The organism is Streptomyces gottesmaniae, from assembly GCF_031845845.1.
Classification (GTDB): domain Bacteria; phylum Actinomycetota; class Actinomycetes; order Streptomycetales; family Streptomycetaceae; genus Streptomyces; species Streptomyces akebiae.
In genome coordinates, this window is record NZ_JAVRFJ010000008.1 from 62,181 (window position 1) to 76,669 (window position 14,489).

The window sequence follows — 14,489 nt, forward strand, 5'->3', positions numbered from 1 at the left end:
GCGGATTCCGAGGCGAGGGACGCCGGCGAGGCGGCGAGGTGAGGCGGCACATGCGCAGGGGCGGCATGTGTCGCAGGTCAAGCCAAACAGTCGGGCGGCCGGCCGGGCACCGCGTGAAAGGGGCGACTTCGCGTCCTGGGGATGCGGAAACCGCCGACTGAGGCAGAAGGTTGGCGGGGCCGTGCTCCCGCGCCCTCCGCCCGCCTCCCACGACCGGCGCGGAGGGCGCACGACGCGGGTGGTGCGCGGGGCGTACCACGGAGGTGGTGCGGGAGGGCGTACGGAGGTGGTGCGGGAGGGCGTACGACGGACGTGGTGTGGAGGGCGTACGACGGGGACGGCGATGCGGGCGCGCGACCCTGCCGCCGTACGAGCAGTGGCCGCTCGGCGGCGGCCCCTGCTCGCACGGCGGTTCACCGGCGTCGCCGTCGCGGCCCGTTCACCAGCGCGGCAGTCGCAGTTCGTACCCCGGCTGGATCCGGCGCATGTACCCGGTGTCGTCACGGGAGCGCATCCCCGAGTCGACGTACAGCCGGTGCAGCCGGTCGAGGGCGTCGTGGTCCAGCTCCACGCCCAGCCCGGGCCCCGTCGGCACCGCGACCTCCCCGTCCCGGAACGCCAGCACGCCCGGCACGATCACGTCGTCCGCCGAGTTCCAGGGGTAGTGCGTGTCGCAGGAGTGGTCGAGGTGGGGGACGGCGGCCGCGACATGGGTCATCGCGGCCAGGCTGATGCCGAGGTGCGAGTTGGAGTGCATGGACAGCGCGAGCCCGAACGCCTCGCAGACGGCGGCCAGTTCGCGGGTGCGGCGCAGCCCGCCCCAGTAGTGGTGGTCGGTGAGCAGGACCTGCACGGCGTGCTGCTCGACGGCCGGCCTCAGATGCTCCCAGGCCACCACGCACATATTGGTGGCGAGCGGCAGCGGCGACTCCTCGGCCACCTCCGCCATGCCGGGGATGGTGGCGGTCGGGTCCTCCAGGTACTCCAGCACGCCGTCCAGTCGGCGGGCCACGTACTTCGAGGTCTCCACCGTCCAGGCCGTGTTGGGGTCGAGACGCAGGGGCTGTCCGGGGAAGGCCTCCGCGAGCGCCTCGATGGCGGCGATCTCCTCGTCCGGCGGGAAGACCCCTCCCTTCAGCTTGAACGACCGGAAACCGTACCGCCGTTGCATCAGCCGGGCCTGTTCGACGACCCCGGCCGGGTCGAGGGCCTCGCCCCAGTCGTCCCCGACCGCCGGGCGGCCGTCGAGGGCCGGGTGTTCGGCCCACTTGTAGAAGAGGTACGCGGCGAAGGGCACGGTGTCGCGGACCCGGCCGCCGAGCAGATCGCTGACCGGGCGGCCGAGCAGTCTGCCCTGTGCGTCGAGACAGGCGACCTCGACCGCCGAGGTGGTCCAGCCGCGCTCGTGGGAGCCGGGCACGGTGGGCCGCAGCGCGGTGTCGATCGCGGCCGTCACGGCGGTCGTGTCGAAGACGTCCAGGCCGACCACGGCCTTCGCGGCGATGTCGAGCCGCTCCAGACGGACGGTGCCGCCCGTCGACTCGCCGAGCCCCACCGTGCCGTCCTCCAGGACGAGTTGGAGGACGGTCCGCAGCGCGAGGGGCTCGTGGACACCATTGGAGTTGAGCAGCGGCGGGTCGCGGAAGGCGATCGGGGTGACGATCAGCTCGCGGATCCGGGTCCCCGGGGTGCCGGTCATACGCCCACCCCCTCCGCGCGGTGACGGTGCGGGTCGCGCTGGTTCGTCCTCACGCGCCCACCACCGCCAGGCCGTGGTCGATCAGTTTCGCCGGCCGGGCCACGTGCTCCGGCGTCGGATCGACCAACGGCGCCCGTACGCCGCCGACGTCCAGCCCGCGCAGGGTCACCCCGGCCTTGACCAGCGCCGACACCAGCCCCCCGCGCGAGGGTGATCACGGCGGCCAGGCGGCGACTTCGTCGGCGAACGCCCATGGGCACACTCCGTTGTCCTTCCGGGCCGTTCGCCCGGCTGTCCATATCCGTGAACGAGCTTCACGAATCTAAATGATCGGCCAAGCTACGGAGCGTTTCGTTTGCATGTCAAGACATGGGTAGGAGATTTCACCGGTGCCACACCCCGCCTCTGCGGGATCCTGTGGAACGACCGGGGAGATGGAAACGGGAGGTGGTGGCCGTGGCCGAGCGCACGGCACCGAGTGCCCTGGCGGCCCGGCTCACCGGCCGGACGACGACAGGTGAGCGCCGGTTGTCCGGCACGCTCACCGAGGTCACCCTCGACGACGGCCGGAAGCTGCTGGTCAAGCTGGGCGACGGTCCCGGCGCGGCGCGGGCCGAGGCGGCCGGACTGCGCTGGCTCGCCGAGGCGGACGCGGTCGGCGTCCCGACGGTCCACGGTCACGACGGGAACCGCCTGGTGATCGACCTGGTGAACCAGGGGGCAGCGAGTGCCGGGGCGGCGGCCCGCCTCGGCGCCGAACTGGCCGCCCTGCACGGCGCCGGCGCCCCCGCCTTCGGCGCCCCGCCGCCCGGCGGCCCCACGGAGGCGTACATCGGACGCGCCCCCATGCGGAACGTCCCCGGCGGCGACTGGCCCGCCTGGTACGCCGAGCACCGCGTGCTGCCGTATCTGCGCCGCGCGGTCGACGACCGCACGATCCGCCCCGCCGAGGCCACCCTGATCGAGGAGGTCTGCGCTCGGCTGCCCGACCTGGCCGGCCCCGCCGAGCCGCCCGCCCGGCTGCACGGCGACCTGTGGAACGGCAACGTCCTGTGGGGCGCCGACGGCCGCGCCCGACTCATCGACCCGGCCGCCCACGGCGGCCACCGCGAGACCGACCTGGCGATGCTGGCGCTGTTCGGCTGCCCCCACCTGGGCCACGTCCTGGACGGCTACCAGCGGGCCGCCCCCCTCGCCGACGGCTGGCAGGACCGCGTCGGCCTCCACCAGCTCTTCCCGCTGCTGGTGCACACGGTGCTGTTCGGGCGGGGCTACGCGGAGCAGGCCCTCGCGGTGGCACGGGCGGCCCTCGGGCCGTGAGTCACCGGCGGTCCGCCGCGTCGCGCCGGGCCGCACGAACGACACCGGGAGGCGCCGCGTGGGCGCCTCCCGGTGGAAGCAGAGGACGAGGAGAGCGAAGGAACTCGGTTTCATAAGGAGTGAATGAGAAGGAAGCCCCTTCATGGCCTCGCCACGGGCCACGCTAGCACTCAGTCCGGGATCAGGTCGCGCAGATTTTCGAGGGTGATGATCCGGGAGTCCGGGTGCAGCCCCTCGGGCCGTTCGAGACCGATGTACGTCACGGGCTCGTCCGGCACCCACGTGCCGTCCCACAGGTCCATGACCGTTCCCTCACGGGTCATCAGGTCGATCAGGTACCCCACCGTCAGCTGCTCGCGCTCCACGACGGCACGCACCACCCTGGACACCGACGCCTGGTTCTCCTCGACCCGGTTGGCCGACGAGATGCCCTTCAGATACAGGTGCAGCCACTTCGCGCGCCACCGGCCGTCCTCCCCGCGCCGGAACGCCAGCGGCAGCGCCACCCGGCCCACCCCGCGCAGCTCCGACTTCATCCGCACCGTGCGCGGCTCGAACGGCCGGCCCTTCTGCGCGGCGTCGCGCACCATGAACCCGAAGAACGACTCCTCGACCTCCTCGAAGCCCTCACCCGCGTAGATGTTGACCTGCGGCACGATGAACGTGCCGCGCACCCGGTCCAGGCTCAGCTCGATGAACTCCGAGGCGCCGTCGGGCGCCTCGGTGACATCGCCCGAGTGCCGGCCCCCGACGGCCGTCAGGGACGTGTAGGAGAGCCAGCAGTCGGTGCTGTAGTCGCTGTGCAGGAGCAGCGCCGACAGGTCGTAGTCGGTGCGGTGCTCGGTCTCCTTCCAGTACACGAAGAAGCGCAGCCGCTCGCCGTCGACCTCCGAGACCGAACCGCGCGGCAGCACCCCGAGCCCGGCCGCCGTCGCCCGGCCGCTGAGCGGCAGCGCCACGTCCAGGACGTCCGGGTCGACCAGCAGCCGCCCCGGCTCCGGGAGCCGGCGCCGCAGCTCGGTGTCGAGGGCGGCGATCAGGCGATCGCGCTCGGCGGCGGGAACAGGTGGCCGGTCGTCGGGGGAGACCCACGCGCGGCCCCGGCGGTTGACGAAGACCCGGGGCGCGTCGGTCTCCCGCTCCCGGTTGTGGAGGTGCTCGCGCACCGACAGGACGACCCGGCCGGAGACATCTGGGGCGACCTCCACCGCGGCGGCCAGCACCGCGTCCCGCTCCGCCTGGTCGGCGGCGATCCGCAGCAGGAGGTCCAGGGTGCGGAACAGCCTGCCGGGAGCGGCCTTCAGCAGCCTGGCCGCCCCGGTGACGTCGAACTCGTCGAGCAGCTTCTCGACCCGGCTGTCGAAGGACCGCGCCTCCTTCTCGCCCCGCGCGACGGCGAACACGTCGGCGGCGTGCGGCCAGCGCGGGTACTCGTGCGGGTGGAGGCGCTCGCCGAGCCGCTTGAAGGGCTCCCGGTGCGCGTGCACATCGGCCAGCTTCGCCGGGTTCGCCGCGACCACGGCGTCGAGGCCCGCGAGCAGCGCCCGGCGCACCGGACGCGACAGCGACCGGAACCGGGTCGGCTCCTGGAGCGTCACGTCGCCGCCCGACAGCGCGCAGGCCAGCCGCAGCACATCGGTGACGGTGTCGAGGAGCAGGTCCGCCCCGGCGGTGAGCCGTGCCTCGTTGACGACGGCCCGGTTCTCCCGCACCGGGATCCGCTCCGGCTGGGGGCCGAGCGCGCACCGCTCGGCGAGAACCCCGAGGTCGCGCAGGTCGTCCTCGCCCAGCGGGGTCGTGCTGCCCGCCAGGGCCAGGTACAGGTCGGTGAGTTCGTCGTCCAGGTCCCGGCCGAGGTGCAGCACGGTGATCCGGTCGCCCGCCGAGGCGATCAGCTCGTCCTGCGCCGCGAGCATCTCCTCGTAGGTGTGCTGGTACCGGCCGTACGTGGGCAGGCTGAGCAGGTCGAGCACCCCGTTCGCCAGCTGGGTCAGCACGCCCTCGCGCGCCTTCTCGTCGCCGAGGGCCCGCGCCACGCACCGCGTCCAGAACTCCTCGGTGCCCGGGACGTTCGCGGGGAAGTCGATGAAGTAGGAGTTGTGCCGGACGTGGTCGCCGACCATCTCGCGCACGGTGCGCAGGGTCCGCCGGGCGGTGTGCAGGACGGCGGCCTCGGACAGTCCGGACAGCCTCCGCAGCAGCTCGGCCGAGAGCTTGAAGCCCACGCCCATGAGCGCGGCGTCGAACTGCCGCGCGGCGGTGGTGCCGTCACCGGTGGAGCCCTTCGGGACGGGGAGGCGGTGGGTGTGCCGGACGACCAGCGATTCGAGACTCTGCGCCATTCCGGGATGATCGCAGAGGTGTACGAATCGGCGCACGGGAGTTTTTCCCACGCCACCGGGCGCCGAACGCGTTCCGCCACCCCTGTACATGAGGGTGCGGCCTGCGCCGCGCATGCGGGCGGAAACCGCGGAAACCGTCGAGGGCCGACGCGAAGGCCGCTCTCCCCCAGGGCCACGGGGGCGGCGGGAGCGGCGGGAGCGGCGGGGTCCCGGGCCGGCCGGGGACGACGTTCTCGTGGCGGGTGACCTGGTTCCCGCGCCCTGACGGGGCGCAGGTCCGGCCCGCGGCCCTCAGGCCTCGGAGTCGCGCAGGTCCTTGACCCGCTTGAGTTTGCCCACCGAGCGTTCCAGCGTTTCCGGGGCGACGATCGCGACCTCGACCGTGACGCCCACGCCGTCCTTGACCGCCTGGGCGATCGTCGTCGCCGCGGCCTCCCGCTGGTCGGCCGGCGTACCGGGTCGGGCCTCCACCCGGACCGTCATGTGGTCCATGCGGCCCCGCCGCGTCAGCCGGATCTGGAAGTGCGGGGACACGGCGGGCGTCCGCAGCACGATCTCCTCGATCTGGCTGGGGAACACGTTCACCCCGCGCAGGATGATCATGTCGTCGCAGCGGCCGGTGACCTTGCGCATCCGGCGGAAGGCGGGGCGGGCGGTGCCGGGGAGCAGACGGGTCAGGTCCCGGGTGCGGTAGCGGATGACCGGGAGGGCCTCCTTGGTGAGGGAGGTGAAGACGATCTCGCCCTCCTCGCCCTCGGGCAGAACGGTGTCCGTCAGTGGGTCGACCACCTCCGGGTAGAAGTGGTCCTCCCAGATGTGCAGGCCGTCCTTGGTCTCCACGCACTCCTGTGCGACACCGGGGCCGATCACCTCGGAGAGTCCGTATATGTCGACGGCGTGGAGGCCCGCCCGCTCCTCGATCTCCCGGCGCATCTCCTCCGTCCACGGCTCGGCCCCGAAGACGCCCACCCGGAGCGACGAGGTACGCGGGTCCACCCCCTGCTTCTCGAACTCGTCCAGCAGCGTCAGCATGTAGGAGGGGGTCACCATGATGATCTCGGGGCGGAAGTCGCGGATGAGCTGCACCTGGCGGGCGGTCATGCCGCCGGAGGCCGGGATCACCGTGCATCCGGCGCGCTCGGCCCCGCAGTGCGCGCCGAGACCGCCGGTGAACAGGCCGTAACCGTAGGAGATGTGCACCTTGTGTCCCGGGCGGCCGCCGGCGGCCCTGATCGAACGGGCGACCACGTCCGCCCACATGGACAGGTCGTTCTCCGTGTAGCCGACCACCGTGGGCCGCCCGGTGGTGCCGCTGGAGGCGTGGACGCGTCGTACGTCCGCCATGGGCACGGCGAACATGCCGAAGGGATAGGTGTCGCGCAGGTCGGCCTTCGTGGTGAAGGGGAACCGGGCGAGGTCGTCGAGCGAGCGGCAGTCGTCGGGGCCGACTCCGGCCGCGTCGAACTTCTTCCGGTACAGCTCCACGTGGTCGTACGCGTGCCGCAACGTGGCCCGCAGCCGGCTCAGTTGGAGTGTCCGCAGGTGTTCGGGGGTGAGGCGTTCGCCGGCGTCCAGCAGGTCGCGGGGGAGGGGCTCGCCCAGAGTGGTCATCGCGACTCCTTCGCGCTCACCGTCCGATGTGCCGACCGACCATTCGGTTGCTGTGCGTCGCGGCCATGTAACCCATCCGTGGTCACGCCTGTCAAGGAGCCCAAGGAGCCCAAGGAGCCCAAGGAGCCCAAGGAGCCCAAGGAGCCAAGGAGCCCAAGGAGTCGCCGGGAGCGCGAAGAGGGGTGCGGGTCTTGCCCGGCCGCTCGAATCGCGTCACACTGGTACCGAACGAATGGTCGGTTGGGAAGCTGGTATCGATGACGACGACAGACTCCGCCGGGGCGCCGTCCCAGGACGCCGAGGACGCCCTCCAGCAGCACTTCGACGCGACGATCGCGCGGGACCAGCGGATCGAGCCCCGCGACTGGATGCCCGACGGCTATCGCAGGACGCTCGTCCGGCAGATCGCGCAGCACGCGCACTCGGAGATCATCGGCATGCAGCCGGAGGGCGAGTGGATCACGCGCGCGCCCTCGCTGCGCCGCAAGGCGATCCTCTTCGCCAAGGTGCAGGACGAGGCCGGCCACGGGCTCTATCTGTACTCGGCGGCCGAGACCCTCGGCGCGGACCGCGCGGACCTGACCCGGCGGCTGATCGAGGGCCGCCAGAAGTACTCGTCGATCTTCAACTACCCGACGGCGAGCTTCGCCGACGTCGGCGTCATCGGCTGGTTCGTGGACGGGGCGGCGATCTGCAACCAGGTCCCGCTGTGCCGGAGCTCCTACGGGCCGTACGCCCGCGCGATGGTGCGCATCTGCAAGGAGGAGTCCTTCCACCAGCGGCAAGGCTACGAACTGCTGATGACGATGATGCGCGGCACCGGCGCGCAGCGCGCGATGGTCCAGGACGCGGTGAACCGCTGGTGGTGGCCCTCCCTGATGATGTTCGGCCCGCCCGACGACGCCTCGCCCAACTCGGCGCAGTCGATGGCCTGGAAGATCAAACGGCACAGCAACGACGAACTGCGCCAGCGCTTCGTCGACATGACCGTCCCGCAGGCCGAGAAGCTCGGCGTCACCCTCCCCGACCCGGAGCTGCGGTGGAACGAGGAGCGCGGCCGGCACGACTTCGGCACCCCCGACTGGGACGAGCTGAAGCGCGTGATCACCGGCGACGGACCGTGCAACGACCAGCGGATGGAACGGCGGCGGACCGCCCACGAGGACGGCGCCTGGGTGCGTGAGGCGGCCACCGCCCACGCGGCCAAGCGCGACGAGCGAGCCCGGAAGGGGACGGCGGCATGACCGGCACGAACAAGGGCGACTGGCCGCTGTACGAGGTCTTCGTACGCGGCAAGCGCGGCCTGAACCACGTCCACGTGGGCTCGTTGCACGCAGCCGACGACCAGATGGCCCTCACCCACGCCCGCGACCTCTACACCCGCCGCAACGAGGGCGTCTCCCTCTGGGTCGTGCGCTCCGAGTACATCGCCGCCTCCACCCGCGACGAGAAGGACCCCTTCTTCGAGCCCAGTGCCGACAAGGTGTACCGCCACCCCACGTTCTACGACATCCCCGACGACGTCCCGCACATCTGAGGAGCAGGGAATGAGTGACGACCACGTCTACCTGACCCTCGCCGAGGGGCACGAGGACGACGCCCGCTGGGCCTACGGCACCGGCTTCGAGGACCCCCTGCACGGTGTGGACACCACGGTCCCCGAGGGCGTGGACGCCGCCGAGCTGGCCGCCGACTGCGTGGCGTTGGCCGACGACGCCCTGGTCTCGGCCCAGCGGCTCGCCGAGTGGACCACCCGCGCGCCCGAGCTGGAGGAGGAGGTCGCCCTCGCCAACATCGGTCTCGACCTCCTCGGCCAGGCCCGTCTGCTGTACTCCCGCGCAGGGCAGGTCGACGGCACCGCACGCGGGGAGGACGCGTACGCCTACTTCCGGGACGCCGACGACTTCCGCAACGTGCGCCTCGCCGAACTCCCGTGCGGAGACTTCGCGTTCTCGATCGTCCGGCTGCTCGTCCTGTCCAGCTGGCGCCTCGCGCACTTCGAGCGGCTGATCACCCACCCGGACCCCGTCCTCGCGGCGATCGCGGCGAAGGGCGTCAAGGAGCTGACGTACCACCGGCAGTACGCCGCCGAGTGGGCCGTCCGGCTGGGCGACGGCACGGAGGAGTCGCACCGGCGGATCCGCAAAGCCATGGAGCAAGTCGCCCCGTACCTGGGTGAGTTGTTCACCGCCTGTGACGTACAGGACGAGGTCGTCGCCGTGCTGCGCCAGGTCACCGAGGCGGCCGGGCTGCCGATGCCGGTGTACCGGCCGCTCTCCGGCGCGGGACGCGCCGGCGAGCACACGGAGCATCTGGCACCGCTGCTCGCCGAGTTGCAGAGCGTGGCCCGCGCCCACCCGGAGGCGACATGGTGACCACCCTGACCGACGCCGCGCGGCGCGCCCGGCACATCGCCGAGCAGGTGCCGGACCCCGAGCTGCCGATGCTGACCCTGGCCGACCTGGGTGTCCTGCGGGAGGTGCGGCTGACGGCCGACGGGACGGTGGTCGCGAGCCTGACCCCGACGTACTCCGGCTGTCCGGCCATGGCCGAGATGCGCGCCGACGTGGCCGCGCGGCTGCGGGCGGCCGGCTACGAACGCGTGGAGATCCGCACGGTGTTGAACCCCCCGTGGACCAGCGACTGGATCACCGCAACCGGCCGCCGCAAGCTGACGGAACACGGCATCGCCCCACCCGGCGCGGCTCCCCGGGGCCCGGTCCCCCTCCTGCTGTCCCCCACCCGCCGGTCGGTCGCCTGCCCCCGCTGCGACTCCACCGACACCGAGGAGACCTCCCGCTTCTCCGCCACGTCCTGCAAGTCCCTGTGGCGCTGCCACACCTGCCGCGAGCCGTTCGAGCACGTCAAGGAGATCTGATGGAAGGCCTCAGCAAGGAGCCGACAGGGGAGCCCCAGGCCCCGGCCGCCCTGGCCGCTCCGGCACGGCTCGCGGCCGCACCCGCGGCACCGACCGCCTCCACCGTCGCGGCACCGGCGGGGGCCGGGCCCTCCCTGCCCGCGGGAGCCGGATCGTCGGCCCCGAGGGCAGGTCGACTCACGGCATCGGCCGCAGCCGGACCATCGGCACCGGCAGAGGCCGACGCCTCTGTCTCGGCCACCGTCGCGGCTTCTGCCTCCGCCGCGTTCGGGGCTTCCGTCCCGGCTGCCGACGGCCGGGACGCCCCGGCGGTTCCCGGCGGCTCGGACTCGTCCGGTGCCGCCCTGCGGGCCGGGGCGGGGCGGGCGCGTTCCCGTCGGCGTCCGGCGTTCCACACGCTGCGGGTCGCCGCGGTGCAGCCGCTCTGTGAGGACGCCGTCGCCGTGGAGTTCGAGGTGCCGGCGGAGCTGGCGCCGGAGTTCGCCTTCGCGCCCGGGCAGTCGTTGACGCTGCGGCGCGAGATCGACGGACGCGACGAGCGGCGGTCGTACTCGATCTGCTCCCCGGCCGGGGCGGCACCGCGCATCGGTGTACGGGTCGTGCCGGGCGGACTGTTCTCCTCGTGGCTGGTCCACGACGTACGGCCCGGCGACACCGTCGAGGTCATGGCCCCCACCGGCTTCTTCACCCCGGATCTCACCGCCCCCGGCCACCATGTGCTGATCGCGGCCGGCTCCGGCATCACCCCCATGGTCTCCATCGCCGAGTCCGTGCTCGCCGCCGACCCCCGCTCCACCGTGACCCTCTTCTACGGCAACCGCCGCACGGGCACGGTGATGTTCGCCGACGAACTGGCCGACCTGAAGGACCTGTACCCGGCCCGCTTCCAGCTCGCCCACATCCTCTCCCGCGAACCCCGTGAGGCCGAGGTGCTCTCCGGACGCCTCGACGCCGACCGGCTCTCGGCGCTGATCGACTCCCTGGTCGACGTCAAAACGGCGGACCACTGGTGGCTGTGCGGCCCGCACGGCATGGTCCGCGACGCCCAGCGGGTCCTGGGCGGACTCGGCGTACCCGCCGATCGCGTCCACCAGGAACTGTTCTACGCCGACGACGAACCCGTCCGGGAGGCGCGGCACGAGGAGGCCGCCGCCGAGGGGCCCGTCAGCGAGGTCACGGTCGTCCTCGACGGCCGCACCACGACCGCCGCGCTGCCCCGCGAGCGCAGCATCCTCGACGGCGCCCAACGCACCCGCCCCGACCTGCCCTTCGCCTGCAAGGGCGGCGTCTGCGGCACCTGCCGCGCGCTGGTCACGGACGGCCGGGCCGAGATGCGCCGCAACTTCGCCCTCGAACCGGCCGAGGTCGACGCGGGGTACGTCCTGACCTGCCAGTCGTACCCGGCCTCGGACACGTTGACGGTCGACTTCGACACGTGAGGGTGGGGCGGTCCTCGGGCGCGGGGCAGGTGGGGCTTCTCGCGCGGTTCCCCGCGCCCTGAGAAGTCCCCCTCACCTCACCCCCGATGCAGGCGATCCACCAGAATGTCGATCACCAACGGCGTACGCGGCCCGAAGCTGAGCAGCACCCCGTCCTCCAGATCCACCACCCGGCGGTCCATCCCGGCCGGTGTCTCCCGGATGCCGGGGATGTCCACCAGCCCGTCGACACCGCCGACCGACTCAAGTCCCTTGCTCATCATGAGGATCACCTCGGGCTGGGCCTTGACGAGGGCCTCGCTGGTGATCGGGGTGAACGGCTTGTCCAGCCCGGCGGCCACCCCCGCGTCCTCCGCCCCGGCCGCGTCGATGAGGGAATCCGCTCCCGACCCCTTCCCGCCGATGAGGTAGACGGCGGCCGACCCGCGCATGTACAGGAACGCGACCTTCGGTCGACTCCCCTCGGGCACGGCAGCCCGGGCCGCCTTCAACTCCCTCGCGAAGCGCTCGTTGAGGGCCTCGCCGGCGGCCGGCACCCCCAGCGCCTGCGCCACCCGGGTCGTGCGCGTGCTCACGTCGGAGAGTTCGTCGGCCGGATCGAGCACGACCACGGGGACCCCGGCGTCACGGATCTGGTCGACGGCCTCACCGGGTCCGGTGTCGGTGTCGGCGAGCACCACGGTCGGCTCCAGCGAGAGCACGCTCTCCGCGCTCACGTCGTGCGCCTTGGTCACCTGGGGAAGGTCCTCGGCCTCTTCGAAGGTCGCGGTGATGTCCCGGCCGACGACCTTGTCGCCGAGACCGAGGGTGAACACGATCTCCGCTATGCCCCCGTTGAGCGGAAGGATCCGCGACGCGTCCTCGACGGTGACCTTCCGGCCGTCCGACGACTCGACGGTGACGGGCAGCTCGGGCGTGGGTGCCTCGCCCTCCAGGGGGACCAGGGAGTTCGTCCTCAACTGTTTCCGGGCGGCGGCCCCTCGCTCGCTCGCGGACGACGCCGAGGACTTCGCCCCCGTTGCTTCGCCCTTGCCGTCGCCGCCTGCGCAGCCGGCCGCCAGCGTCGCGAAAGCAACGGCGAGCGCGGCAACTCCCCTTCGTGCGATGGTGAGTTGAGCTCTTCCGGACCTACGCATCGAACCGCCTTCCATGTCTACCGTTCGCACCACGTGTTGGTTACCTTAGGTTAGCCTTACCTGAGTTTCCTATGGTGGGAGTGCTGACACCGATGCACAGATGTGGCCTACGAGCCCTGCGCGCAGCCCCGGCGGCCGTCGCCGTCGCGAGTGCCCTGATCCTCGTTCCGGCGCCTTCGGCGACGGCCGCCGGCGGCTCCGCGACCGGTCCCGAGGGTCAGAGGCTCACCGTCTCCAAGTCCTCCGGACTCGCCCCGGACGGCGAGACGGTCACCGTGTCCGGCACCGGCTACAACACCGAGAAGGGCATCTACGTCGCCTTCTGCGTGGACAACGGCGCGGGCAAGACCCCCACGCCCTGCGTGGGCGGCGTCGACATGTCCGGCGACTCCGGCGCGTCGGTGTGGGTCTCCTCCAACCCGCCCTCGTACGGGGAGGGGTTGGCGAAGCCGTACCGGGGCAGCGGGCACAAGGGCACGTTCTCCGTGCAGATCAAGGTGCGGGCCAAGGACGCCAACACCGACTGCGCCAAGTCCGGAGTCACCTGCTCCGTGATCACTCGCAACGACCACACCAGGGGCGGCGACCAGAGTCAGACGGTCCGCGTCCCGGTGACGTTCACCGGTGCCGCCGGCGACGGCGACGCCCCGGGCACCGACGGCACGGCGACCCCGTCGGCCGGTACGAGCACGACGGCCACCGGCGGCACGGGCGGCACGTCGAGCGACACCGGCGCCTCGGACGAGCCGCTGGCCAGCACCGGGAGCGCCGCCGTACCGCTCGGCATCACCGCTGTCGGGCTGGTCGCCGCGGGCGGGGCGGCCTGGGCCTGGGCGCGCCGTCGCCGCACGGGCACCGCGTCCGCGGGCGCGGACCCGAGCTGACGGCGTGTCGACGACAGCTGTCCACAGAACAGTCGACGCCCCCGTGGCGGGGCGTCCGGTCGGCCACGCGGTCGGCCTTCCAGGGAGGACTTCGAGGTGATGAACAGACCTGGTGCCGCCGTGACGGTGGCGGGCGCGTTGCTCGCCCTGCTCTGTCAGGGCACGGCGACGGCACGGGACGGGGCCGAGGCCCCGCGTGAGGTGTCCGGCGGATTCGCGAGTTGGGGCCCGGTGTTCGAGGCGTCCACCGGCGCCGACGCGACAGTGACGGCCGGGTCGCCCGCCGTGCGCGGCTCCGGGGGCAGGACCTGGTTCCCGGTCGACGGCGGCAGCGCGACCCCCGGCGCGGGGGACGCGGACGTCGCGCTGGACGGGTCGATCCGGCTCGGCGGTGCCGGCGCCGGCGCGCTGACCCTCGATGAGCTGCGTCTGCGGCTCGACGGAGGCACCGGCACGCTCCGGGTGCGGGCCGAACGGGCGGGGGAGAGGGGCGATCTGACGCTGGCCGAGGTCGGCACGGGGGCCACCGCGCCGAGCGTCCGCAGCGGCGGCGCGACCTGGTTCGGCCTGCGGGTGTCGCTGACGGCCGAGGGTGCCGCACTGCTCGCCCGGTGGAGCGGGCGGCCGTACGCGGCGGGGGACGAACTCGCCCCGCTCGACGTGACCGTGGGAACCGGAGCGTCAGGGGCCGCCGATCCGCAGGACGGGTCGCCCGGTGAATCCGACGGCGACGCCTCCTCGTCCCCGCCGGGCCGGAGCGACACACCGACCGGGCCTCCCGGTGCCGGTGCCGGTGTCGATTCCGATTCCGACGCGGGTGCGGGGGCCGAGCGGAAGGCGGAGAAGGCCCCGTCCGCGGCCGTGGCCCTCACGAGCCTGGCGGCGGGGGACGGCCAACAGGTCACCGGCGAGGGGTTCGCGCCGGATGAGGTCGTGCTGATCGCGATCGACGACGACACCCGCTACCAGGCCGTGGCCGACGCGTCGGGCCGGGTCGCCCGCGACTTCCCGGTGTACGACACCGCGACCGAGGGCGTGCACACCGTGCGGCTGTACTCCGTGACCGGGGGCCGTGAGGCCGTCGCCGAGTTCACCGTACTTGCCGACGAGGCGGTCTCCTGAGCCGCACGGACCGGGGCAACGCCCGCCGGGCGCAGGCCCGTTGCAGGTTCTTTGCATT

General features: G+C 72.7%; 12 protein-coding genes and 1 pseudogene. 8 read left to right on the forward strand and 5 right to left on the reverse strand.

Annotation, left to right across the window (positions count from 1 at the left end; genetic code table 11):
* Window positions 1-439: 439 nt before the first annotated feature.
* Window positions 440-1,699, reverse strand: coding sequence for an enolase C-terminal domain-like protein (locus tag RM704_RS11550; protein WP_033532689.1), 1,260 nt, complete (start codon window positions 1,697-1,699; stop codon window positions 440-442).
* Window positions 1,700-1,748: 49 nt separating this feature from the next.
* Window positions 1,749-1,883, reverse strand: a pseudogene (locus RM704_RS11555) (5-dehydro-4-deoxyglucarate dehydratase); the annotation flags it as partial.
* A 272-nt stretch (window positions 1,884-2,155) separates the two neighbouring features.
* Between RM704_RS11555 and RM704_RS11560 the strand changes: the two are divergent.
* Entirely contained in the window at window positions 2,156-3,019 is an 864-nt protein-coding gene (locus RM704_RS11560) for a fructosamine kinase family protein (protein ID WP_311590507.1), read from the forward strand.
* A 170-nt stretch (window positions 3,020-3,189) separates the two neighbouring features.
* Here the strand turns inward: RM704_RS11560 and RM704_RS11565 are convergent, their stop codons facing one another.
* Together RM704_RS11565 and paaK are read right to left on the reverse strand one after the other, a co-directional pair.
* On the reverse strand, window positions 3,190-5,361 hold the full coding sequence (locus tag RM704_RS11565) for a TerD family protein (RefSeq protein WP_033532687.1): 2,172 nt from the start codon (window positions 5,359-5,361) through the stop codon (window positions 3,190-3,192).
* Between the two features lie 291 nt (window positions 5,362-5,652).
* A complete protein-coding gene (gene paaK, locus RM704_RS11570; protein ID WP_033532686.1) occupies window positions 5,653-6,972 on the reverse strand; it encodes a phenylacetate--CoA ligase PaaK in 1,320 nt (439 codons plus the stop codon).
* Window positions 6,973-7,229: 257 nt separating this feature from the next.
* Between paaK and paaA the strand changes: the two genes are divergently transcribed.
* From paaA to paaE, 5 genes are all read left to right on the forward strand, one after another.
* The gene (gene paaA, locus RM704_RS11575; RefSeq protein WP_033532685.1) at window positions 7,230-8,216 is read left to right on the forward strand and encodes a 1,2-phenylacetyl-CoA epoxidase subunit PaaA; all 987 of its coding nucleotides are present in this window, start codon (window positions 7,230-7,232) and stop codon (window positions 8,214-8,216) included.
* The gene (gene paaB, locus RM704_RS11580; RefSeq protein WP_033532684.1) at window positions 8,213-8,509 is read left to right on the forward strand and encodes a 1,2-phenylacetyl-CoA epoxidase subunit PaaB; all 297 of its coding nucleotides are present in this window, start codon (window positions 8,213-8,215) and stop codon (window positions 8,507-8,509) included. The genes paaA and paaB overlap by 4 nt, the downstream gene beginning before the upstream one ends.
* 10 nt (window positions 8,510-8,519) lie before the next feature.
* Window positions 8,520-9,347 carry a 1,2-phenylacetyl-CoA epoxidase subunit PaaC gene (gene paaC, locus RM704_RS11585; protein WP_033532683.1) on the forward strand — a complete coding sequence of 276 codons (828 nt, stop codon included), beginning with the start codon at window positions 8,520-8,522 and terminating at the stop codon, window positions 9,345-9,347.
* Complete coding sequence (paaD, locus tag RM704_RS11590; protein ID WP_033532682.1) at window positions 9,341-9,850, forward strand: 1,2-phenylacetyl-CoA epoxidase subunit PaaD; 510 nt, start codon at window positions 9,341-9,343, stop codon at window positions 9,848-9,850. The genes paaC and paaD overlap by 7 nt, the downstream gene beginning before the upstream one ends.
* A gap of 344 nt (window positions 9,851-10,194) precedes the next feature.
* Window positions 10,195-11,289 carry a 1,2-phenylacetyl-CoA epoxidase subunit PaaE gene (paaE, locus tag RM704_RS11595; protein ID WP_033532711.1) on the forward strand — a complete coding sequence of 365 codons (1,095 nt, stop codon included), beginning with the start codon at window positions 10,195-10,197 and terminating at the stop codon, window positions 11,287-11,289.
* A 77-nt stretch (window positions 11,290-11,366) separates the two neighbouring features.
* On the opposite strand, the gene RM704_RS11600 is transcribed toward paaE, so the two are convergent.
* Window positions 11,367-12,425, reverse strand: coding sequence for a heme/hemin ABC transporter substrate-binding protein (locus RM704_RS11600; protein WP_052146622.1), 1,059 nt, complete (start codon window positions 12,423-12,425; stop codon window positions 11,367-11,369).
* Window positions 12,426-12,517: 92 nt separating this feature from the next.
* Between RM704_RS11600 and RM704_RS11605 the strand changes: the two genes are divergently transcribed.
* Both RM704_RS11605 and RM704_RS11610 read left to right on the forward strand, forming a co-directional pair.
* Complete coding sequence (locus RM704_RS11605) at window positions 12,518-13,309, forward strand: neocarzinostatin apoprotein domain-containing protein (RefSeq protein ID WP_033532709.1); 792 nt, start codon at window positions 12,518-12,520, stop codon at window positions 13,307-13,309.
* A gap of 99 nt (window positions 13,310-13,408) precedes the next feature.
* Entirely contained in the window at window positions 13,409-14,431 is a 1,023-nt protein-coding gene (locus RM704_RS11610; RefSeq protein ID WP_078937584.1) for an HtaA domain-containing protein, read from the forward strand.
* Window positions 14,432-14,489 lie beyond the last annotated feature (58 nt).